21 protein-coding genes are annotated in these 22,224 nt (G+C 75.1%); 14 read left to right on the plus strand and 7 right to left on the minus strand.

Annotated elements, in window-relative coordinates; genetic code table 11:
* Positions 1-105 precede the first annotated feature (105 nt).
* Both O2W14_RS16755 and O2W14_RS16760 read right to left on the minus strand, forming a co-directional pair.
* Positions 106-1,467, minus strand: coding sequence for an APC family permease (locus tag O2W14_RS16755; protein WP_269177248.1), 1,362 nt, complete (start codon positions 1,465-1,467; stop codon positions 106-108).
* Positions 1,468-1,560: 93 nt separating this feature from the next.
* Positions 1,561-2,589 carry a potassium channel family protein gene (locus O2W14_RS16760; RefSeq protein ID WP_269177249.1) on the minus strand — a complete coding sequence of 343 codons (1,029 nt, stop codon included), beginning with the start codon at positions 2,587-2,589 and terminating at the stop codon, positions 1,561-1,563.
* 126 nt (positions 2,590-2,715) lie between these two features.
* Between O2W14_RS16760 and O2W14_RS16765 the strand changes: the two genes are divergently transcribed.
* A complete protein-coding gene (locus O2W14_RS16765) occupies positions 2,716-3,567 on the plus strand; it encodes a patatin-like phospholipase family protein (protein ID WP_269177250.1) in 852 nt (283 codons plus the stop codon).
* Between the two features lie 137 nt (positions 3,568-3,704).
* The gene (locus O2W14_RS16770; RefSeq protein WP_269177251.1) at positions 3,705-4,850 is read left to right on the plus strand and encodes a glycerophosphodiester phosphodiesterase; all 1,146 of its coding nucleotides are present in this window, start codon (positions 3,705-3,707) and stop codon (positions 4,848-4,850) included.
* 36 nt (positions 4,851-4,886) lie between these two features.
* On the opposite strand, the gene O2W14_RS16775 is transcribed toward O2W14_RS16770, so the two are convergent.
* A complete protein-coding gene (locus O2W14_RS16775; protein WP_269177253.1) occupies positions 4,887-5,387 on the minus strand; it encodes a MarR family winged helix-turn-helix transcriptional regulator in 501 nt (166 codons plus the stop codon).
* An 89-nt stretch (positions 5,388-5,476) separates the two neighbouring features.
* Between O2W14_RS16775 and O2W14_RS16780 the strand changes: the two genes are divergently transcribed.
* From O2W14_RS16780 to O2W14_RS16810, 7 genes are all read left to right on the plus strand, one after another.
* The gene (locus O2W14_RS16780; RefSeq protein WP_269177254.1) at positions 5,477-6,034 is read left to right on the plus strand and encodes a YceI family protein; all 558 of its coding nucleotides are present in this window, start codon (positions 5,477-5,479) and stop codon (positions 6,032-6,034) included.
* 183 nt (positions 6,035-6,217) lie between these two features.
* Entirely contained in the window at positions 6,218-6,703 is a 486-nt protein-coding gene (locus tag O2W14_RS16785) for a MauE/DoxX family redox-associated membrane protein (RefSeq protein WP_269177255.1), read from the plus strand.
* Positions 6,693-7,466 (plus strand): DsbA family protein, encoded by a 774-nt coding sequence (locus O2W14_RS16790; RefSeq protein ID WP_269177256.1) that lies wholly within the window; start codon positions 6,693-6,695, stop codon positions 7,464-7,466. The genes O2W14_RS16785 and O2W14_RS16790 overlap by 11 nt, the downstream gene beginning before the upstream one ends.
* A 40-nt stretch (positions 7,467-7,506) precedes the next feature.
* Positions 7,507-8,832, plus strand: coding sequence for a DUF4232 domain-containing protein (locus O2W14_RS16795; protein ID WP_269177257.1), 1,326 nt, complete (start codon positions 7,507-7,509; stop codon positions 8,830-8,832).
* Positions 8,829-9,167: a hypothetical protein gene (locus O2W14_RS16800; RefSeq protein WP_269177258.1), complete on the plus strand. Its 339-nt coding sequence runs from the start codon at positions 8,829-8,831 to the stop codon at positions 9,165-9,167. The genes O2W14_RS16795 and O2W14_RS16800 overlap by 4 nt, the downstream gene beginning before the upstream one ends.
* A 187-nt stretch (positions 9,168-9,354) precedes the next feature.
* On the plus strand, positions 9,355-11,244 hold the full coding sequence (gene typA / locus O2W14_RS16805) for a translational GTPase TypA (protein ID WP_269177259.1): 1,890 nt from the start codon (positions 9,355-9,357) through the stop codon (positions 11,242-11,244).
* Positions 11,245-11,596: 352 nt separating this feature from the next.
* Positions 11,597-12,037 carry a DUF5994 family protein gene (locus O2W14_RS16810; RefSeq protein ID WP_269177260.1) on the plus strand — a complete coding sequence of 147 codons (441 nt, stop codon included), beginning with the start codon at positions 11,597-11,599 and terminating at the stop codon, positions 12,035-12,037.
* A 93-nt stretch (positions 12,038-12,130) separates the two neighbouring features.
* On the opposite strand, the gene O2W14_RS16815 is transcribed toward O2W14_RS16810, so the two are convergent.
* The 4 genes from O2W14_RS16815 to O2W14_RS16830 all read right to left on the minus strand — a co-directional run bounded on the left by O2W14_RS16815 (position 12,131) and on the right by O2W14_RS16830 (position 16,747).
* Positions 12,131-12,766: a class I SAM-dependent methyltransferase gene (locus tag O2W14_RS16815; RefSeq protein ID WP_269177261.1), complete on the minus strand. Its 636-nt coding sequence runs from the start codon at positions 12,764-12,766 to the stop codon at positions 12,131-12,133.
* Between the two features lie 10 nt (positions 12,767-12,776).
* A complete protein-coding gene (locus O2W14_RS16820) occupies positions 12,777-13,796 on the minus strand; it encodes an NAD(P)/FAD-dependent oxidoreductase (RefSeq protein WP_269177262.1) in 1,020 nt (339 codons plus the stop codon).
* A 220-nt stretch (positions 13,797-14,016) separates the two neighbouring features.
* Positions 14,017-15,012, minus strand: a complete 996-nt coding sequence (locus O2W14_RS16825; protein ID WP_269177263.1) for a sulfite exporter TauE/SafE family protein — start codon at positions 15,010-15,012, stop codon at positions 14,017-14,019.
* A 304-nt stretch (positions 15,013-15,316) separates the two neighbouring features.
* Positions 15,317-16,747, minus strand: coding sequence for an MFS transporter (locus O2W14_RS16830; RefSeq protein ID WP_269177264.1), 1,431 nt, complete (start codon positions 16,745-16,747; stop codon positions 15,317-15,319).
* A gap of 179 nt (positions 16,748-16,926) precedes the next feature.
* On the opposite strand from O2W14_RS16830, the gene O2W14_RS16835 reads away from it, so the two are divergent.
* From O2W14_RS16835 to O2W14_RS16855, 5 genes are all read left to right on the plus strand, one after another.
* Positions 16,927-18,726, plus strand: coding sequence for a copper resistance CopC/CopD family protein (locus O2W14_RS16835; protein WP_269177265.1), 1,800 nt, complete (start codon positions 16,927-16,929; stop codon positions 18,724-18,726).
* 23 nt (positions 18,727-18,749) lie between these two features.
* Positions 18,750-19,475, plus strand: coding sequence for a YcnI family copper-binding membrane protein (locus tag O2W14_RS16840; protein WP_269177266.1), 726 nt, complete (start codon positions 18,750-18,752; stop codon positions 19,473-19,475).
* On the plus strand, positions 19,472-20,140 hold the full coding sequence (locus O2W14_RS16845) for an SCO family protein (RefSeq protein WP_269177267.1): 669 nt from the start codon (positions 19,472-19,474) through the stop codon (positions 20,138-20,140). Before O2W14_RS16840 ends, O2W14_RS16845 begins: the two co-directional genes overlap by 4 nt.
* Positions 20,137-21,213, plus strand: a complete 1,077-nt coding sequence (locus tag O2W14_RS16850; RefSeq protein WP_269177268.1) for a hypothetical protein — start codon at positions 20,137-20,139, stop codon at positions 21,211-21,213. The genes O2W14_RS16845 and O2W14_RS16850 overlap by 4 nt, the downstream gene beginning before the upstream one ends.
* 198 nt (positions 21,214-21,411) lie before the next feature.
* The gene (locus O2W14_RS16855) at positions 21,412-22,215 is read left to right on the plus strand and encodes a M23 family metallopeptidase (RefSeq protein ID WP_269177269.1); all 804 of its coding nucleotides are present in this window, start codon (positions 21,412-21,414) and stop codon (positions 22,213-22,215) included.
* The last annotated feature ends 9 nt before the right edge of the window (positions 22,216-22,224 follow it).

Here is a 22,224-nt window from a genome sequence, read left to right on the forward strand (position 1 = left end):
CACCGGTGGTCAGCATCCTCACCCGGGCGGGGGCGCGGACGGACCTGCGGCCCGTCAGTTCACGAGGTGTTCACAGGGCGGCCGTTGACCGTCCCGGGACCGGTCTCAGCGCGCCTGCGCCGACCTGCCCGGCCGGGACCGGTCGCCGCGCCACCAGGGTGCCTGGGCGAGCACGTACAGCGCCACGCCGGCGGCCAGCAGCACCGCCGACCACAGCCAGGTCGTGGCCTCCTGCTTCCACAGCAGCAGCAGGCACGAGCCGATCGCCAGCACCGGCAGGACCGCCGGGGCGGTGAAGTGCTCGTGCTCGACCCGGTCCCGGCGCAGCACCAGCACCGACAGGTTCGTGCTGACGAACACCAGCAGGAGCAGCAGGACGACGATGTTGGCCAGCGCGCCCAGGTCGCCGATCAGGGTCAGCGCCATGGCCACGACGGTGGTGACCACGATCGCCACCCACGGGGTGCGCCGGCCCGGCAGCACCGCGCCCAGCACCGGGGGCAGCAGCCGCTGCTCGGCCAGGCCGAACACCATCCGGCTGGCCATGATCATCGTCAGCAGGGCACCGTTGGCGACGGCGATCAGCGCGATCGCGCTGAACAGCTGGTCGGGCACGCCGAGCCCGGTGGCCCGGACGACCTCCAGCAGCGGGCCGGTCGAGCCGGCGAGCTCCTCGGTGGGCAGCACGATGGAGGCGACCAGGCCGATGGCCACGTAGACGACGCCGGCGGTGAGCAGCGCCCCGAACAGCGCCCGCGGGTACACCCGGCTGACGTCGCGGACCTCCTCGGCGACGTTGGCCGAGGTCTCGAACCCGACGAAGGAGTAGTACGCCAGGATCGCCGCGGCCAGGACCGCCGACCCGGCGGAGACGCCCTCGGGGAACTGCACGACCCGGCCGACGTCACCGTCGCCGCGGCCGAACACGATGGCGCCCAGCACGATCACCAGCACCAGCCCGGAGACCTCGATGACGGTCATCACCAGGTTGGCCCGCATGGACTCCTTGATGCCACGGGCGTTGACCAGCGCGATGACGGCCAGGAAGACCACGGCCGCGGGCACGGCGGGCACGTCGAGGAAGACCGACAGGTAGTCACCGGCGAAGGCCAGCGACAGCCCGGCCGCGCTGACGACGCCGGCGGCGAGCATGCAGTAGCCGACCAGGAAGGAGATGACCGGCCGCTTGAAGGCCCGCTCGGCGAAGACGGCGGACCCGCCCGCCCTGGGGTACTTGGTGACCAGCTCGGCGTAGCTCGCGGCGGTGAGCAGTGCCAGCAGCAGGGCGACCAGCATCGGGACCCAGATCGCGCCGCCGACCTCGCCGGCGATCTCCCCGACCAGGGCGTAGATCCCGGCCCCGAGCACGTCGCCGAGGATGAAGACGTAGAGCAGCTTGCCGCTGATGGCCCGCTTGAGGGCGGTGCCCTCGGGAGCGGCTGTGGTGTCGCTGGACGCATGGCTCACCCGGCGAGTCTTCGGCGGGCCGGACCGCCCGGCAACTCCAGTGGTGCGTGACCCGGTCGGGCGACGCTGATCGGCGCCGGCCGTCCGGTGCGGTCAGGCGCCGGTGACGGTGCGCCCGTGGGCCTTGACCACCACGAGCACGTCCTCGCTCTGCAGCGTGCCGATCACCGGGTCGTCGAAGCGCAGCGTGCGCCCGCCGCGCGCCACCGACAGGACGACGTCGGTCAGCTGCCGTGGCCCCAGGCCCACCTCGTGCTGGGTGACCGCCCGCTGCTGCAGGTCCAGCCCGCGGCCGCTGGTCAGCAGGTCCTCCACCACCGCGACCACGCCGGGGGAGTCGGTCGCCAGGCCCAGCAGCCGCCCGGACGTCGCCGAGGAGGTGATGACCGTGTCGGCGCCGGACTGCCGCAGCAGGCTGGCGTTCTCCTCCTCGCGCACGGTGGCGGTGATCGGCACGGTGGGGTTGAGCTGGCGGACGGTGAGGGTGATCAGCACCGAGGCGTCGTCCCGGTCGGCGGCCACGACGACGGCGCGGGCCTTCTCCACCGACGTGCGGCGAAGCACCTCCCGCCGTCCGGCGTCGCCGAGGACGGCGGTCAGGCCGGCCGACGTCGCCTCGTCGACCGCCCGCGGGTCCGGGTCGACGACGACGATGTGGTCGGCGTCCGTCCCGGTGCTGAGCAGGGCGCGGATGGCGCTGCGCCCCTTGGTGCCGTAACCGCACACGACGACGTGCTGGCGCACGCGAGACCTCCAGCGTCGGACCCGGAACTCCTCCCGGGAGCGCGCGGTGAGCGCCTCCAGGGTGGTCCCGATGAGGATGAGCAGGAACAGCACGCGCAGGGGCGTGATCACCACGATGTTGATCAGCCGCGCACTGGGGGAGACCGGCACGATGTCGCCGTAGCCGGTCGTGGAGAGGCTGACCGTTGCGTAGTACGTGGCGTCGAGCAGGCTCAGCTCGCCGCCGTTGTTGTCCCGGTAGCCCTCGCGGTCGGCGTAGACGATCAGCACGGTCGCGATCAGGGTCAGCGAGGCGATGAGCACCCGGCGTCCGACCTGGCGGGCCGGTGACTCCTCGCGGTGCGGCAGGGAGACGCCGCTGTGGTCGTCGCTCAGCATGGCGGCCGCTCGCAGGTCACCCGGCGCACAGTAGTGACCCGACGGCCGCAGGAGGCCGCTCCTGCCCCGGACGGGTGTCCGCGGCGGGCAGGCCGGGCCGGTGCGGGCGTGGGCCAGGATGGGCCGATGAGCTCGCAGCGCACGGCCCTGGTCCTCGGCGGCGGCGGCATCACCGGGATCGCCTGGGAGGTCGGGGTGCTGGCCGGGCTGGCCGAGGCCGGCGTCGACCTGGCCACCGCCGACCTGGTCGTCGGCACCTCGGCCGGCTCGGTCGTCGGTGCCGCGCTGCGCAGCGGCACCCCGCTCGAGGAGCTCTTCGCCGCCCAGCTGACGCCGCCGGAGGCCGCGCCGGTCGCCCGGCTCGGCCGCGGCACGCTGGCCCGCTACGGCCTGGCGATGCTGCTCGCCCGCCGGGACGACGCGGTCTTCCGGCGGCGGATCGGCCGGCTCGCCCGGACCGCGGCCGACTCCGGCCGCACCCCCTCCGAGGCCGAACGCCGCGCCGCGATCACCGCCGTCCTGCCCTCGGCGCAGTGGCCGGACCGGCCGCTGGTGGTCACCGCCGTCGACGCCGACAGCGGGGCGTTCACCACCTTCACCCGGTCCTCGCAGGTCGAGCTGGTCGCGGCCGTCGGCGCCAGCTGCGCCGTCCCCGGCGTCTACCCGCCGGTGACCATCGCCGGGCACCGGTACATGGACGGCGGGATGCGCTCCCCGGCCAACGCCGACCTCGCCGCCCGGTACGACCGGATCGTCGTCATCGCCCCGCTGCCCCGCGGTGCCGGGCCGATGACCAGCGTCGACGCCCAGGTGACCGGGCTGGTGAGCCGGGTCGCGGTGGTCTCCCCGGACCGGGCGAGCCTGTCGGCGATCGGGGGCAACGTGCTCGACCCGGCCGCGCGCGAGCCCTCCGCCCGGGCCGGCCGGGCCCAGGCCGCGGCCGTGGCCGACCGGGTGCGGGCGGTCTGGCAGGACTGAGCCCGGCCGACACGCGGGCCGACGCGCCGGGTCGCGCCCGCTTTCACCCGCTGTTCGCCCCGGGGTCGCTGTGCGCGTGCTGTGGTGGGGGTGTGGGCCGTCGGCGAGGGTCGCCGTCCGAGCCCGGAGGAGAAGGCATGTCCCGCTCCCGCAGGCTGACCGTGGCCGGCGTCGCCGTCGCCCTGGCGCTGCCGCTGTCCTTCGCCGTCCCGGCGTCCGCGCTCGCCGACCGTCGTGGCGGCGGTGAACTCGCCGACGAGCTGCTCGTGATCGGCCACCGCGGCGCGTCGGGCTACCGGCCCGAGCACACGCTGGCCTCCTACGAGCTCGCCGCCCGGATGGGGGCCGACGTGATCGAGGCCGACGTCGTCAGCACCGCCGACGGCGTGCTGGTGTCCCGGCACGAGAACGAGATCTCCGGGACCACCGACGTCGCCGAGCGCCCCGAGTTCGCCGACCGCCGCACCACCAAGACCGTGGACGGCGTCGAGCTCACCGGCTGGTTCACCGAGGACTTCACCCTCGCCGAGCTGCGCACGCTGCGCGCGGTCGAGCGACTGCCGGAGATCCGCGAGGAGAACACCGTCTACGACGGGCTGTACCCGGTGCCGACGCTGGACGAGGTGCTCGAGCTGCGCAAGCGGCTGAGCGAGGAGCTGGACCGCGAGATCGGGGTCTACATCGAGACCAAGCACCCCACCTACTTCGACGCCGAGGGCCTGTCGCTGGAGGAGCCGCTGCTGGCCGACCTGCGCCAGGCGCGGATGGACCGGCGCAGCTCCCCGGTGTTCCTGCAGTCGTTCGAGACGACGAACCTGCGCGAGCTGCACGACCTGCGGGTGCGGGTGCCGCTGGTGCAGCTGCTGTCGGCCAGCGGGGCCCCGGCCGACCTCGTCGCCGCCGGCGACCCGCGCACCTACGCCGACCTGTCCAGCGCGGCGGGGCTGGCCGAGGTCGCCGAGTACGCCGACGGGGTGGGCCCGGAGAAGAACCAGGTCATCGCCCGCAACGCCGACGGCAGCCTGGGGGAGGCGACGTCCTTCGTGGCCGACGCGCACCGGGTCGACCTGATCGTGCACCCGTACACGCTGCGCAACGAGAACACGTTCCTGCCCACCGACCTCCGCGAGGGCACCGCCCCCGACGACTACGGCCTCGCCCTGCAGGAGCAGCTGCGCTTCTGGGAGGCCGGCGTGGACGGCATCTTCACCGACAACCCCGACACCGGCGTCGAGTCGCGCCGGCTGTTCCTCGCCGGCGAGACGCTGGACCCCGCCGCCTGAGCCCGCGGCGCCGGCCGGTCACCCCGGCCGGCGCCGTCAGCGCGCGTCGAGGTGACGCAGCAGCGTCTCGCCGATGTCGCGCATCGCCGCGATCTGGGCGGGGGACAGCTGGTCGAACAGGTGCTCGCGCACGCTGGCCACGTGCACCGGGGCCGCCTCCACCAGCGCCGCCATGCCCTGGTCGGTGAGGACGGCGAGCTGGCCGCGGCCGTCCTCGACGCACACCTCGCGGGCGACCCAGCCGCGCTCCTCGAGCCGGGACACCGCGTGCGAGAGCCGGCTGCGGGAGGCCAGGCAGCGGTCGGCCAGCTGGCTCATCCGCATCCGCCGCTCCGGCGCCTCGGACAACTGCACGAGGATCTCGTAGTAGGCGCTCGAGACGCCGGCGGAGTGGGTGAGGTCCCGCTCCAGCCGGTCCTGCAGCAGCGTCGTGCTGTAGAGCCACGCCCGCCAGGCCTTCTGCTCCTCGGCGTCCAGCCAGCGCGGCTGGGCAGGCTCCGCCTCCGGGACCGGACGGGGCGACACGGGGGAAGTCACCCCCTCAGGGTACTGGCGGAATAGTCAAGAGCTCAACTACGCTTCGGGACGACGAAAGCAGTACAACGCTCAACCACCCGGAGGTCACCATGACCAGCACCACCCAGATCCCTGGCTACGTCGTCGGCACGTGGGACATCGACGCCTCCCACTCCACCGTGGGCTTCTCCGTCCGCCACATGATGGTCAGCAAGGTCCGCGGCTACTTCCGCGAGTTCTCCGGTGAGATCGTCACCGCCGCCGACCCGTCGGCCTCGACCGTCCACGCCACCATCGACATGGACTCGATCGACACCCGGCAGGAGCAGCGCGACGCGCACATCAAGTCCGCCGACTTCTTCGACACCGGCAACCACACCGTCATGGAGTTCCGCTCCACCGGCATCCGCAACAAGGGCGAGGACTGGACCGTCGAGGGCGACCTGACGATCAAGGGCATCACCAAGCCGGTCACCCTGGCCCTGGAGCTCAACGGCTTCGGCCCCGACGCCTACGGCGGCACGCGCGCCGGCTTCTCCGGCAAGACCGAGATCTCCCGCAAGGAGTTCGGTGTGGACATCGACATGCCGATGGACGGCGGCGGCGTCGTCGTCGGCGACAAGATCACCGTCGAGCTCGAGATCGAGGGCGTCCTCCGGGCTGCCTGAACAAGTCGAAGGACCCCCTCGCCCCCCACCGCACGCTCCGCGCGCGGCGGGGCCCTGCGAGGGGGCCGCACCGAAGGCCCTGGCGCACTGCGCCGGGGCCTTCGGCGCGTCCGGGGCCGGTTGCCAGGGAACTGACAGCCGCGCGCGGGGAACCGTCCGGGGCGCCGGGACGACAGTCCGGGCATGAGCAGAGTGCGCCCGTGGGCCGCGACCGCGGCCCGGCTGCTGCTGGGTGTCGTGCTGGTCGTGGCCGGGGCGCTCAAGCTGCCCGACCCCGCCGCCGCCGAGCGCGCCGTGCGGGCCTACCGGCTGCTGCCCGAGGGGCTGGTGGGCCCGGTCGCCTTCGGGCTGCCGGTGCTCGAGATCGCCGTGGGGCTGGCCCTGCTCGCCGGGGTCCTCGTGCGCACGGCCGCGCTGGCCGCCGCCGCGCTGATGGTCGTCTTCCTCCTCGGCGTGGGCTCAGCCTGGGCCCGCGGCCTGCAGATCGACTGCGGCTGCTTCGGCGGCGGCGGGACGGTCGCCGCCGCCGACACCGCCTACCCCGCCGAGGTCGCCCGGGACGTCGCGCTGCTGCTGGTCGCCCTGGCCCTCGCCCGCTGGCCGGCGTCCCGGCTGGCGCTCGGTCCCACCCCCACCCCTCTCTGGACGGAGCCCGCCCGTGTCCGCTGACACCACCCGCCCGCAGTCGGGCAAGGCCGCCGCCCGGGCGCGCATCGCCGAGCGCCGGGCCGCCGAGGCCGCCGCGCTGGCAGCCGCGCAGCGTCGCCGCCGCACCATGGTCGGCGGGGTCGTCGCCGCCGCCGTCCTGGTCGTGGCGCTGGTCGCCGTCGTCCTGGTGCAGACCCACCGGACGTCGACCGACGCCGCTGCGTCCCCGCCGAACACGGTCGACGGGTACGCCTTCGCCGTCGGGCCCGCCGACGCGCCGGTGACCGTGGACGTCTACGAGGACTTCCAGTGCCCGGCCTGCGCCCAACTGGAGCAGACCAGCGGCGACACGCTCGCCTCACTGGTCGACGTCGGCACGGTCCAGGTGCGCTACCACGGCATGGCCTTCCTCGACCAGGCCTCCACCACCGACTACTCGACCCGGGCGCTGAACGCCGCCGCGGTCGTGGCCGAGTCCGGCACCGACGCGTACCGGGCCTTCCACGACCTGCTGTTCGCCGACCAGCCGGCCGAGGGCACGGCAGGGCTCAGCGACGACCAGCTCGTCGAGCACGCCGCGCAGGCCGGGGCCGTCGGGGCCGGCGTCGAGTCCGGCATCCGGGACCTGCGCTACGGCGACTGGGTCGCCGCGGCCACCGAGCAGGCCAGCAAGGACGGCGTCAGCGGGACCCCGACCGTGCTGGTCGACGGCAGGCAGCTGGAGGGTGCCGAGCTCACGCCCGCGGGCATCACCGCCGCCGTCCAGGCCGCCGCCGGGAGCTGACCTCCCACTCCGGAACGGATCCGTACGGCATCCTGCGCCGGTGACCGCCGCACGCGCCGCCGTCGTCGGCACCGGCCTGCTCGGTGGGCTGGTCGCCTGGGGAGGGGTCCTGTCCACCGGCCGGTACCGGCCCGACCCCGGTGACATCAACCCCCTGTGTCAGCTGACGGGGGAGTGCACGGCCGCCGACGTCGAGGCTGCCCTGCAGCGTGCCTGGTGGCTGGTCGGCGGGGGGATGGCCTTGGTCGCGCTGGCGGCCGTGCTGCTCGCCTGGACGCTCCCCGGACGGCGGCCCGCTCCCGACGCGCCATCGTTGCCGGCGCCGCTGCAGGCGCTCGTCACCGGCCTGATCGTCTTCTTCGCGGCCTTCCCGGCCGGCATCCCGCTGTTCTTCGCCTCCCTCGGGGGGTCGCACGGGCTGGCCGTCGGGCTGACGGCGGCGTGGCTCGCTCAGGCCGTCGGCGTCCGGGCGGTGGGGCGGTGGTTCCGGGCCAGCCCGGACGTGCCGGGGCGCGAGTGGCTGGGTGCGCTGGCAGTCAGCGGTCTGGGCGCCGGGGCGGTGGTGGCCACCTGGGCAGCCTCCGACGACGGGGCCCTGACCGCGCTGCCCGTGGTCAATGCGGTCGTGGTCGCCCTCGCCCTGCTGGCCCAGCGGTCCCTGCAGCAGCTCGGCCGGCGGCCGGTCTGGCCGTCGGTGGCCGGTGGGGTCGGTCTCCTGGTCGCCGGTGGGCTCCTGCTGGCCGGGGTGTACCTCCCCGACCGCCCGGAGCCGGCGACCGCGTCCCCGGCGCCACAGGCACAGCCGCGCCCGACGCCGACGCCGACTCCAGCCCTGACGCCGACACCCACGCCGCTCCCGGTGCCTGCGCCCACCCCGACGCCCGAGCCGGTCGCGGCCGACGTCCCGTGTGCGCAGCAGGACCTCTCCTTCACCGTCCGCGGGTTCGACGCGGCGATGGGGCTGCGGGCCGCGGCGTTGGTCGCCGCGAACACCGGTGCGACCCCGTGCTGGCTCGAGGGGGTCCCGGTCGTCGTCCTGCTCCAGGGTGGGCGGCCGCTGGCCCTGCAGGTGGGGGAGGGACAGGCGCCCGGGGACGGCGTCCTGCAGTTCCAGCGGGTCGGCGTCGCGCCGGGCGGGACGGCGTCGGCGCTGCTCACCTGGCGCAGCTACGGCGGGTGGGCCGACCAGGAGACCCCGCAGGCGGTGACCGTGGCCCTGGACGCCTCCTCGACCCTGGTCGCAGCCACGGTGCAGGGCGGTGGGGGCGCCGCCCCCTTCGACATCGCCGACGGCGGTGCGTGGCAGATCGCACCCTGGGCGACGCCGACCACCTGCCCGGCTGCTGGGGGAGACTGGAGGTCATGACGACCTCCACGCTGGCGCGGGTCCGCAGCCGGCTGCCCTCCGCCGTCCCGGCCGCGATCGGCCTCGCCGTCGGCTTCGGCATCGCCCAGGCGACCGGGGTCCGGGCGCTCGGCGGGGCGGTGCTGGCCGCCGGCGGGCTGGTCGCCGGCTGGCTGTGGTGGTCCCGTCGCGGGGCGGCGGTCGCGGCGGCGCTGGCGGTGGCCTACCTGGCCGCGTTCGCCCTCGCGCACGTGCTCGCGCTGGGCCTGGGCTGGCCCGCCTGGCTGGCCGTCGGCCTGGTCACCGCGGCCGTCGCGGCGCTGTCCTGGGTGGTCGTGGACCGGCCGGCGGCCTAGGCCCCGACTCCGAGCCTGCGAGGGACGTGGGGGTCGACGTCCTCCGGGAGTGGCAGACCGGTCACAGCGGGTCCGCCGGGGGCCGTCGTCCGTCTACCATGGGAAGGTCTCGGCGCTCCGCGCCGTTGATCGTGTCGCGCGCCGTAGCGCGCAGACTCCCACTTGAACTCCTGAGGTGCCTCTCCGCATGCCCACTCGCAACGACCTGCGAAACGTCGCGATCATCGCGCACGTCGACCACGGCAAGACCACCCTGGTCGACGCCCTGCTCCGGCAGGCCGGTGCCCTCGGGCGCTCCAAGGGGGAGGGGACCGACAACGACTCCACCCAGGACCGGGTCATGGACTCCGGTGAGCTCGAGCGCGAGCGCGGGATCACCATCCTCGCCAAGAACACCGCGATCCACCTGCACGACGAAGAGGGCAACCCCGTCGTCGTGAACATCGTCGACACCCCCGGCCACGCCGACTTCGGTGGCGAGGTCGAGCGCGCGCTGTCCATGGTCGACGGTGTCTGCCTGCTCGTCGACGCCTCCGAGGGCCCGCTGCCGCAGACCCGCTTCGTGCTGCGCAAGGCGCTGGCGAAGGGGATGCCGGTCATCCTCGCGGTCAACAAGACCGACCGTCAGGACGCCCGCATCGAGGAGGTCGTCGACGAGACCTACGAGCTGTTCATGGAGCTGCTCGAGGACGCCGGCCTGCCCGCGGAGACCCTCGAGTTCCCGATCGTCTACTGCAACGGCCGCACCGGCCAGGCGTCGCTGAACAAGCCCGAGAACGGCACCGTCCCCGACAGCCCCGACCTCGGCCCGCTCGTCAAGGTCCTGCTGGACACCGTCCCCGCGCCGGAGTACGACGCCGAGGAGCCGCTGCGCGCGCAGGTCACCAACCTCGACGCCTCCCCGTACCTGGGCCGTCTGGCGCTGCTGCGCATCCACTCCGGTGAGATGAAGAACGGCCAGCAGGTCGCCTGGTGCAAGGCCGACGGCACCATCGAGCGCGTCAAGCTGACCGAGCTGCTGGTCACCGAGGGCCTCACCCGCACCCCGGCCGCGAGCGCCGGCCCGGGTGACCTGGTCGCCGTCGCCGGCATCCCGGACATCGGCATCGGTGACACCCTCGCCGACCCGAACGACCCCCGCCCGCTGCCGGCGATCACCGTCGACGAGCCGTCGATCTCGATCACCATGGGCATCAACACCAGCCCGCTGTCGGGCAAGTCGGGCAAGAAGGTCACCGCCCGGCTGATCAAGAACCGCCTCGACGCCGAGCTGATCGGCAACGTCTCGGTGCGGATGCTGCCCACCGAGCGCCCCGACACCTGGGAGATGCAGGGACGCGGCGAGCTGGCCCTGGCCATCCTGGTCGAGCAGCTGCGCCGCGAGGACTTCGAGCTCACCGTCGGCCGCCCGCGGGTGGTCACCAAGGAGATCGACGGCAAGCTGCACGAGCCGGTCGAGCGGGTCACCATCGACACCCCCGGCGAGTACGTCGGCACGCTGACCCAGGCGCTGGCCAGCCGGCGCGGCCGACTGGAGAACCTGGTGCACCACGACACCGGCTGGGCGCGGATGGAGTACATCTGCCCCTCGCGCGGCCTGATCGGCTTCCGCACCGAGTTCCTCACCGAGACCCGCGGCACCGGCGTGCTGAACCACACCCTCGAGGGCTACGAGCCGTGGCTGGGCGACATGCGTGCCCGCCCGACCGGCTCGCTGGTCGCCGACCGCTCCGGCGTCGCGACCACGTACTCGATGTTCTCCCTGCAGGAGCGCGGCCAGATGATGGTCGAGCCCGGCACCGAGGTCTACGAGGGCATGGTCATCGGTGAGAACTCCCGTCCGGACGACATGGACGTGAACATCACCAAGGAGAAGAAGCTCACCAACATGCGCAAGGCGACCTCGGAGGAGCTCGAGCGGCTGATCCCGCCGAAGATCCTGAACCTCGAGCAGGCGCTGGAGTTCTGCGCCGAGGACGAGTGCGTCGAGGTCACCCCGGGCACCGTCCGGATCCGCAAGGTGGAGCTGGACCAGACCGTCCGCGGCCGGACCCGCAACCGCAAGCCCAAGCCGTGATGTGACGCCCCGTTCCCGCGGGGCTGGTCGAACGCCGTCGTCCCTCCCGGGGACGGCGGCGTTCGTCGTTCCCGGCGCGCCGACGAGAGCTGCTGACGTCGGTGGGGCCGGTGTGGCGACTGTTGCCGTTCGACCACGTTCGGTGAGGACCGGCCGACAGCTGTGCACGACGCGCCGGGCCTCCCTCGTGCCGCACCGTGCCGGCGGGCACGCCGACCTAGGTTGCGATCAGGAGAGGTGGAGTGCGGCGATGTCGGCCGGGCGCCACCTGGGGGATGAGCACGAGAGGGTGGTCGGGCGACCGATGACGGTCCAGCGAGCAGCGGGTTTCCGGAACGGCATCGACGTGCGGGTGCGTCTGAGGCGGGCGGGCTCCGGGTCCGACGCGGCCTTCGACGGCGCCTGGTGGCCGCGGAGCCACGACCTCGCCGCCGAGCTCCCCGAGCTGGTCGCCGCCCTGGACACCCTCGGCGTGCGCGTCGAGCGGTTCACCTACCCCGAGCAGGCCTGGACGCCGATCGAGCGCAAGGTCGCCGTCTCCGGGCGCACGGTGCGCACCGGGGCCTTCCGCAGCATGGACCCCGCGCTGGTCTCCCTCACCGTCGACGGCGACCGCCGGCTGGACCTGCTGGTCGTGCCGCCGGAGGCCGACGCGCTGACCGGCGTCCGCGCCCTGCGCCTCGCGGCCGGCCAGCGCGAGGAGTCCGGCACCCCGGAGCGTGTGCTGGCCACGGCCGGCTCCTGGTCGCGCCCCGAGGTCGTCGTCCCGATCACCGGCGTCCGCGCGGGCTGAGGCCGGACCGGTCCGGGTACAGCCACCCAGGCCACCGTCCAGCCGTGTCCCGACGCGGTGGCACGGTCGGCGGGGCGGCTGTACCCGGCCGGATCAGCGGCGGTGGGCGCGCAGGACCTCGTCCGCCGCGTGGTGCCCCTCGCCACCCGGGCGCGGGCGACGGTCGGCGACCAGCACCTCCCAGTCGGCGGGGTCGAGGTGGGCGGCCACGTCGGCGGCGCGGGCGAACCGGTCGCCGCCCCAGACCGCAGCGCGTTCCGCGTCGAACGGGTGCCCCACCCACAGCAGCGTGCCGCCCGGTGCGACGGCGGCCGCCAGCCGGGCGAGCACGGCCGGCAGCTGCTCGGCCGTCGGGTGCAGGAAGTGCGCGGTGACCAGGTCGACGCTGGCCGCCGGCGGCTGCCACGACTCGACGTCGCCCTGCACCCACGCGACCCGGTCGGTGAGCCCGGCGGCCGCGGCGTGCTCCGCGGCGCGCGCCAGGGCGACGGCGGACCAGTCCAGGCCGGTCGCGTGCCAGCCCTGGCCGGCCAGCCAGAGGACGTCGCCGCCCTCGCCGCAGCCGACGTCCAGCGCCCGGCCCGGGGTCAGGCCGGCGGTCTCGGCGACGAGTGGCGGGTTGACCCGCCCGCTCCACAGCGCCGGGGCGTCCCGGTAGCGGTCCTCCCACGCCGCCTGGTCCAGGCCGGTGTTCGTGGGCTGCTCGTGCTCGTGCTGCTGGTCGCTCATGGTCGTCTCCTCAGATCCCGTGGCGCCGGTCGCCCAGCACCTGCTCGCACAGCTGACGTTCCGACGCGGGGGAGAACGGGGCGGCGCGCCGGGCGGCGACGGCCGTCCGGGTGTCCTCCGTGATCAGGTCCGCGTTGATCATGGCCCCTGTGTTCAGGCCGGCCGCGGCCGAGCTGATCACCTGGGCGCGCAGGTCGGTGACGTTGCCGGCCACGTAGACCCCGGGGACGGCGGTCAGCCCGTTCGGGTCGGCGGGGACGGCGCTGCCGATCACGTGCCCGGCCATCTCCAGGTCGGCCGCCACGAGCCCGAGGGACCCCAGGACGGCGGACCGGGCGGTGAACCGCGGCGCCACCACGACGGCGTCCCGCGCGACCACCCGGCCGCCGGCCAGCCGCACCCCGGAGAGCCGGTCGCCGGTGCACTCCAGCTCGGCCACCTCACCGCTGACCACGCTCACGCCGCGGGCGGCCAGCTGCTCCCACTCCTCGTCGGTGGGCTCGGGCCCGGTGTGCAGGAAGAGGGTCACGTCGGCGCTCCACTGCCGCCACATCAGCGCCTGGTGCGCGCCGAACGGGCCGGTCGACAGCACGCCGATCGCCCGGTCGCGCACCTCCCAGCCGTGGCAGTAGGGGCAGTGCAGGACGTCGGAGCCCCACAGCTCGCGCACCCCGGGCACCGCGGGCAGCTCGTCGACCAGCCCGGTCGTCACGAGCAGCCGCCGGGCGCGCACCGGCCCGCCGTCGGCCAGCCGCAGCACGAACCCGCCCGGGACGACGTCGGCGCCCAGCACCTCACCGGTCCGGAAGGCGCCGCCGTAGGAGGCCACCTCGGCCCGCCCGGTCGCCAGCAGCTCACCGGGGGGCGTGCCCTCACGGCCCAGGTAGTTGTGCACCTGCCCGGCCGGGGCGTTGCGCGGCGCACCGCCGTCGACCACCAGCACCGAGCGTCGCGCCCGGCTCAGCGCCAGCGCCCCGCTCAGCCCCGCGGGTCCACCGCCGACGACCACCACGTCGTACTGCTCGTCCATGCCCCAGCTCCTCTGCTCCGCCGGCGGCCGACCGTCCGGCCGCCGGTCCCGAGCATGGGTCGGATGGTGCCAAGGGCACAAACATCCTTGCTGCTACAGCAAAGCGTCGGCGTCGGACGCACGAGGGCCCCGCCCGGCAGTCGCCGGACGGGGCCCTCGCGGCCTCCCTGCAGGGGCTCGCCGCGAGCTCGCGAGTGGTGGGGGGCAGGGAGGTCCTTCTTCAGTTCTGCGGTGCGCTCGGCCGGCCCGCGGGGACGGTGTCCACCTCGGCGACCTCGTTGGGGAAGGCGAGCCGCTCAGCCTCGGCGCGACGCTCGGCCGCCTCGGTGACCGCAGCGGCCGACTCCAGCGTGCGGTCCTTGCGGTACTCGCGGTACGACCAGGCCACCGCGGCGGCCCAGAGCACGTAGATGACGGCGTAGACGGCGTACCGGGTGCCGGTGTCGGCGTCGATCCAGTCGCTCGTGAGCAGGCTGCGGGCGTTGGTCAGGATGATGATCCCGCCGACGCTGGCGCCGAGCAGACGCGGCGGCACGAACCGCACCAGCCAGGCGGCGACGGGGGCGGCGATCATGCCACCGACCAGTAGGGCGGCCACCCAGGCGAAGTCGATGCCCTGGCTGCCGAGGGCGAAGAGGAAGCCCAGGCTGGCGGCGAGGGAGACCAGCACCTCGGAGGTGTCGACCGAGCCGATGGTCTTGCGGGGCTCCATCCGGCCGCTGGCCAGGATCGCCGGCGTGCTCACCGGGCCCCAGCCGCCACCGCCGGTGGCGTCGACGAAGCCGGCGGCCAGGCCGAGCGGGGCCAGGAAGCGCGTGCGCATGGGCTTGCCGAGGTGGCGTCGGTCGATGCCGCGCAGGGTGAAGCGGACCAGCAGGTAGATGCCCAGCGCCAGCAGGATCAGCTGCATGACCGGGGCAGCGACCTCGGTGGAGAGGTTGGACAGCACCGTGGCGCCGGCGAAGGCGCCGATCGCACCGGGGACGCCGATCCGGCCGACGACCTTCCAGTCGACGTTGCCGAAGCGCCAGTGCGAGACGCCGGAGGCGAGGTTGGTGCCGATCTCGGCGAGGTGGACGGTGGCCGACGCGGCGGCCGGGTTGGTGCCAAGGGCGAGCAGCAGCGTCGTGGAGGTGACGCCATAGCCCATGCCCAGGCTGCCGTCGACGAGCTGGGCGCCGAGGCCGGCGAGGGCGAGCACGATCAGGGTCTTCACGTGGGGGACTCCGGAGCTGGGGGCGCGGGCGCGCGTCAGGGCGCGGGCACCGCAGGGCTGACAGGGAGGGCGCTCAGGGCGCGGGAGGTCAGCAGCCGGGACAGCAGGCGGTGCAGACGCGCAGCAGGTCGACGTGGATGCGGCTCACCAGGAACGAGCCCGGGAGCAGGTGCGGGGGCACCGCCGACGTCGACACGCGTGCATTCCTACCATCCCGGTAGGGATTGTGTGCAACCGACCGGAGTGGCCCCGATCACGTGCGCGGCGTGTCGCTCCTGGGTCGACGGTGCGGCGCCGGGGTGGCTCAGACGCGCAGCGTGTCCCGGCGCACCGTGCGCCAGGCGACGAGTCCGCCCAGTGCCATGACCACGGCGCAGACCACCACCGCAACCTGGAAGCCGCCGGTGAGGGCGGCCGGGTCGGCGTAGTCGTCCCCGCCCAGCCCCACGGCGACCGGCAGTGCCGCCACCGCCAGCAGGGTCGCCGCACGCGCGACGGCGTTGTTCACCCCGCTCGCCACGCCGGCCAGGTGGTCGGGGGCGGCGTCGAGCACGGTGGCCGTCAGCGGGGCGATGACCAGCGACATGCCCAGGCCGTTGAGCAGCGAGCCGGGCAGCACGTCGAGCCAGTAGGAGCTGCCCGGGCCGATCCGCACGAACCACAGCACGCCGGCCGCCGCGACCACCGGCCCGACCGTCATCGGCAGCCGGGCGCCGACCCGCGCGGCCAGCGCGCCGCCGCGGGCCGACAGCAGGGTGATCACGATGATCGCCGGCAGCATGGCCGCGCCGGCCTCGGTCGCGTTGTAGCCGAGCACGGTCTGCAGCTGCAGCACCAGGAAGAAGGAGTAGCCCCCGAGCCCGCCGTAGACCAGCAAGGTGCTCAGGTTCGCGCCGGTGAACTCGCGGTCGGCGAAGACGCCGGGGGGCAGCATCGGTGCGGCGGCCGACCGCTCGCGCAGCAGAAACGCCGCCCCGGCGGCGACGCCGACGGCAGCGGAGACCCACACCTGCGGGTGGCCCGGGCCGTCGCCGGCGGCGATGAGGGCGTAGGTGACACCGGCCAGGGCCAGTGCACCGGTCACCGCCCCGAGGACGTCGAACCGGCCGGAGCTGGCGGTGTCCCGGCTCTCCGGCACGTGCCGGACGGCGACCAGCACGACGACCACCGCGACCGGGGCGTTGAGCAGGAACACCCAGCGCCAGCTGACCGCGTCGATGAGCGCGCCGGCCAGGAACGGCCCGATCAGCCCGGAGATGCCGCCCAGGGCCGACCAGGCGCCGATCGCCCGCGGCCGGTCGGCGTGCGGGAAGGCGGACTGGATGATCGCCAGGCTGCCGGGGGTGAGCAGCGCCCCGCCCACGCCCTGCAGCACCCGGGCGGAGACGAGCTGGCCGGTGGTCTGGGCCAGCCCGCAGGCCAGCGAGGTCACTGCGAACCACACCACCCCGACCAGGAACACCCGGCGCCGTCCGTACCGGTCGCCGAGCGCACCGCCGAGCAGGATCAGCGCGGCCAGGGCCAGCGTGTAGCCCGACAGGGTCCACTGCAGCCCGGCCAGCGAGGAGCCCAGTTCCGCGCCGATCGCGGGCAGGGCGACGTTGACCGCGGTGGCGTCGAGCATCGCCATCCCCGAGGCCAGCACGGTGGCCAGCAGCACCCAGCGGCCGGCGGCCGTGCCGAGCCGGACGGGGTCTGCGGCGACCGGGCCGGGGGGCTGTCCGGGCGCCGTCACGGCCGGACGCTATCTGACGGCGGCGGGCACCGGGCCGACGGCCGCCGTGCGGGGGCGTCGGCCGCGTCACACCCCTTCCTCGCCGGCGGCGGGAACTGGGCGGCCCCGCCCGGCGACTGTCTCCTCGTGCGACAGCTCTCCTCCCGGCGCCCCGCCGCGGCCCCGGTCCCGGTGCCCGCGTGAGGCGGACGGCCGCCGTCCTGCTGCTGCTGTGCGCACTGGTCGGCACCGGGCTGGGCCTGGACGTGCTCACCGCCCGGCCGGCGTCGGCGCACGCGGCGCTGACGACCACCACGCCGGCCGACGGTGCCCGCGTGGAGACGGCACCGGCCGAGGTGAGCCTGGCCTTCAACGAGGCGGTCTCGCTGGGCGCCGGGTACGCCCGGGTGCTCGACGGGGCGGGGGAGCGGGTCGACACCGGTGCGGCCGAGGTCCGCGACGGCACGCTCACCGTGCCGCTGCGCCCCGACCTGCCCGACGCCGGGTACGTCGTCACCTGGCGGGTGGTCTCGGCCGACTCGCACCCGATCTCCGGCGCCTCCTCCTTCGTGGTCGGCGACGGCGAGCCGGTGGCCGCCGGCTCGGTGGGCAGCGGCGACGACACCGACCCGCTGGTGGCGATCGCGCTGCCGCTGACCCGCTCGGTCGGCTACCTCGGGCTGGTCCTCGGGCTGGGCGTGCCGCTGGCGCTGGCCACCGTGTGGCCCGGCGGCTGGGCGGTGGGGCTGATGCGCCGGCTGACGCTGGTCGGGCTGGTCACGGTCGCGGTCACCGCCGGGCTGCTCGTCCTGCTGCAGGGGCCCTACGCCTCCGGCAGCGGCCTCGGGTCGCTGGTCGACGGCGCGCTGGTGGACAGCACCCTGGACTCCGACTTCGGCAAGGCGCTCCTGCTGCGCGAGGCCCTGGCGGTCGCCCTCGCGATCGTGCTGGCCCGCAGTTGGCGCGAGGGCCGGGCGCCGTCGACCGCGCTGCTGGCCGTGCCCGCCGTGGTCGCCGTGCTGCTCGTGGTCAGCGTCGCCGCGGTCGGTCACGCCGTCGCCGGGCCGCTGCCGCTGCTGGCGGTGGCCGCGACCGCCCTGCACGTCGCCGCGATGAGCGCCTGGCTGGGCGGGCTGGTGGCGCTGTTCGCCGGGGCGCTGCGCGCCGCGACCCCGGCCGGTGAGCTGGCCGCGGCGCTGCCCCGCTGGTCGCGGCTGGCGGCGGGCTACGTGGCCGCGCTCGTGCTCACCGGCCTCTGGCAGTCCCTGCGGGAGGTCTCCTCCTTCGCCGCGCTCACCTCCACCACCTACGGCTGGGTGCTGGTGGCCAAGCTCGCGCTCGTCGCGCTCGTGCTGGTCGCCGCCCTGGTCAGCCGGGACGTCGTCCAGCAGGGCAGCCGGCACCGGGGAGGCGGCGGTCAGCGCGGGGGCCGGCGTCGCCCGCCGCGCCGGGTGGTCGCCCACGCCTTCGCCGCCCCGCGGTCGTCGGTGGACGGTCCTGCCGACCACGAGCCCGCCGACGACGAGCCGCCGATCGCGGAGACGGCCGCGCCGGGGGTGCTGCGCCGCTCGGTGCTGGTCGAGCTGGCCGGGGCGGCCGTCGTCCTGGCGCTGTCGGCCGTGCTGGTCGGCACCCCGCCGGCCAGTGCCGCCGTCGCCGAGTCCGTCGAGGTCACCCTCCCGCTGCAGTCGGCCGCCGGCGCGGCCGGCAACGGCAGCGTGCAGGTGACCCTCGACCCGGCGAGCCCGGGGCCCGCCGTCCTGCACGTCTACCTGTTCGACGACGCCGGGCGGCTGGTCCAGCCCCGGCAGATCTCGGTCGGCCTCACGGAGCCCGCCCGGCAGATCGGCCCGCTCGACGTCGACCTCGCCGCCGCCGGCCCCGGCCACTACGTCGGCGACCCCGTCCTGCCCACCACGGGCACCTGGAGCCTCACCGTGACCGTCCGCCTGGACGAGTTCACGGCCGTCACCGCCAGCACCGTCTTCCCGGTCCGCTGACCACCCCCGAACGAGGAGAACCGTTGTCCCTGCACCTGCTGCGTCCTGCCCGCCGGCTGGCCGCGCTCACCGCCGTCTCGCTGGCCGGGCTGCTCGTCCTGGGCACCGGCGCCGCCTCCGCGCACGTGACCGTCGGCTCCGCCGACGCCGCCCCCGGGGGCTACGGGAAGATCACCTTCCGGGTGCCCAACGAGAGCGACGCCGCCAGCACCGTGGCGCTGCGCGTCCAGCTGCCCACCGACACCCCGCTGACGTCGCTGCGGGCGCAGCCGGTGCCGGGCTGGACGGTCACCCTGACCCCGACGAGCATCGACCCGCCGGTGGAGGTGCACGGCGAGACCGTCGACACCGCCGTGTCGGTCGTGGAGTTCCGGGCCGAGGCCGGCGGCGGCATCGCCCCGGGGCAGTTCCAGGAGTTCGCGCTCTCCGGCGGTCCCTTCCCCGAGACCGACTCCCTGGTCTTCGCCGCCGTCCAGACCTACAGCGACGGCAGCGAGTCCGCCTGGATCGAGCCGACCGTCGAGGGCCAGGCCGAGCCGCAGTACCCGGCGCCGGTGCTGGCGCTGGCCTCCGCCGACGCCGCCCCGGTCTCCAGCGATGCCGGGACGCCGGCGGCGCCGGCGAGCGCGTCGGAGGAGGGCGACGGCACGGCCGTCACCGCGCTGGTGCTCGCCGTCCTCGGGCTGCTCGCCGGCCTCGGCGGGCTGTTCCTCGGCCTGACCGCGCGCCGACGTACCGTGGGCTCGTGAGCTCCGCGAACCGCACCGGGCTGACCGCCCTCGCCCTCGCCGCCGGACTGCTGCTGGCCGGCTGCGGCGGGGACGCCGACGCCGACACCACCGCCCAGGGACACGACCACGGCGGGGCCGCGGCCCCGGCGACGGTGGCCGACGACGGCGCGTCTCCCTACTCCGGGCTGCACCTGCAGGACCCGTACCAGAAGCCGGAGTTCACCCTCACCGACGGCACCGGCGCACCGTTCGACTTCGCCGAGCGCACCGCGGCCGGGCCGACGCTGCTGTTCTTCGGCTTCACGAACTGCCCCGACGTCTGCCCGACGACGATGGCCGACGTGACCCTGGCGCTGCGCACCGTGGACCCGGCCGTGGTGGCGGCGACCACCGTGGTGTTCGTGACCACCGACCCGGCGCGGGACACCCCCGAGGTGCTGGAGGAGTACCTGGACCGGTTCGACGCAGACCTGGGCACGGCCTACGTCGGGCTGACCGGTGACCAGGCGCAGATCGACCAGGCGCAGCTGGCCGCCGGCGTGCCGCTGGCCGAGGACGACGGTCAGACCCACTCGGCGATGCTGCTGCTCTACGGCACCGACGGCGAGGCCGACGTGGCCTTCAACGGCGGGAACACCGCCACCGACATCGCGCACGACCTGGCCGTCGTCGCCGCGGAGTGAGCCGCGGGGCGCGGGCCGCCGGCCGGGCGCTGGTGGTCCTGCTCGGCGTCCTCGCCGTGCTCTCCCTCGCCGGCCCGGCCGCGGCGCACGTCGGTGGGGGAGCGGCCGGCAGCGACTTCTCCGCCGAGCTGCGGTCGGTCACCCCGGCGCTGCCCGGGGTGACCGTGCGGGTCCTCGAGTTCGGCGACTCGCTCGAGGTCGTCAACACCAGCGGCACCGAGCTCGCCGTCCCCGGCTACTCCGGTGAGCCCTACCTGCGGATCGGCCCGGACGGCGTCTGGCGCAACGCGCTGAGCCCGGCGACGTGGCTGAACCTCGACCGGTACGGGCGCACCCGGGTCCCGGAGAGCAGCAGCATCACCGAGCCACCGCGCTGGGAGCAGGTGTCGACCAGCCCGCAGTACGTCTGGCACGACCACCGCACGCACTGGACGAGCACCGACCTGCTGCCGCCCGTGGTGGCCGCCGACCCCGGCCGGCCGCACGTCGTGGCCGACTGGACGGTGCCCATGACGCTGGGGGGCACCGAGGTCACCGTGGCCGGCCGGCTGAGCTGGACCCCACCGCCAGCGGCCGGGCTGGTGTGGCCCGCGTACCTCGCCCTCCTGGCCGCGACCGTCCTGGCCGGCTGGCGAGCCCGCGGGCCGGGGCCGCTCGCCGTCGCGCTGGCCGGAGGGGCGGTGGCCTCGCTGTACCACGCGGTGACCACGCCGGAGCCGGCGTCGAGCGTCTCCTCACACACCGGGGCGCTGGTCGCCGCGCTGCTCCCGGCGCTGCTGGTGCTCCTGGTCGCCGTGGTCGGCGTGCGGGCCGCCCGGCGCGGGCGCACGGTGCTGACCGGGCTGATGGCGGGGGTGGCCGGCTGGCTGCTGCTGGTGCAGGGCCTGCCGGACGTCGACGTGCTGTGGACCGCGTACGCGCTGAGCACCGGTCCCGGGCTGCTGGCCCGGGTGGCGGTCGCCGTGCTGGTCGCCGGCGGGCTGGGGCTGGTCCTCGGCGGGGTGGGCGCCGCCCGGCGCGGCCGGGACGCCGGCCGCGAGGACGCCGGGCCGGCGGTGCTCGCCGCGCCCTGAGACGGTCCGGTCCCGGCCGGCCGCCGCGTCGGCCGGTGGTCGTTCGGCGACCGGTTCGACCAGATCGGAGTGGCAACTCGGCGTGTTCCTACCAACACGCCGAGTACCGAATTACAAGTCTGGCATTCGATGTTTCGATGTCTGCCGAACCGATCCGGTGCCAGCGGGGGCCACCGGACGTCATCGAGGGGCAGGCGCGTGGGCTCGAGGATCGCCGGCACGACCATCCGCAGCAGCGAGGTCGAGCCCCCGACCACCGGCACCACCGACCGCCCCGCCCGCACCCCCCGCGCCCAGGTCACCCGGCGCCGTCCGGCGGCGCTGCTGGCCGCGCTCGTCGTCGGTGGCCTGACCGCCGCCCTGCTCGGCACCCAGGGTGCCCCGCGCGCCGTCGCGGAGGAGCCCATCCCGGTCGCGATGCTGCTCGGCTCGGACGCCGAGGGCATCTTCGACGTCGAGATGAACCCGCACGACGCCATCACCGAGGTCGAGGCCCGCGCCCGCCTCGAGGAGGTGGCGGCCAACCGGGCCGAGCGGGCCAAGCGGGCCGCCGACGAGCAGGCCGCCGCCGAGGCGCGCGCCGCGGCCGAGGCCGAGGCAGCCCGGCCCAAGGCCGTCTCCCCGGTCGCGGACGCCCGGCTGTCCAGCTGCTTCTGCCCGCGCTGGGGCACCATGCACTGGGGCATCGACCTGGCCGCCCCGATGATGACGCCGGAGTACTCGGCCGAGGACGGCGTCGTGCTGCGGGCCGGTGCGGCCAGCGGCTACGGCCAGGCGGTCTACATCCTGGGCGTCAGCGGCGACGTGACCGTCTACGGCCACATGGAGAAGATCCTGGTCTCCGCCGGTGACGTCGTGGACGCCGGTGACAAGATCGCGCTGCTGGGCAGTCGGGGTCAGTCGACCGGCCCGCACCTGCACTTCGAGGTGCACAAGGGCGGCATGGGCGGCAAGCGCGTCGACCCCGTGCAGTGGCTGGCCGCCCGCGGCGTCGAGCTGTAGGCGGGACGC

The organism is Modestobacter sp. VKM Ac-2986, assembly GCF_026967795.1.
Lineage (GTDB): Bacteria > Actinomycetota > Actinomycetes > Mycobacteriales > Geodermatophilaceae > Modestobacter.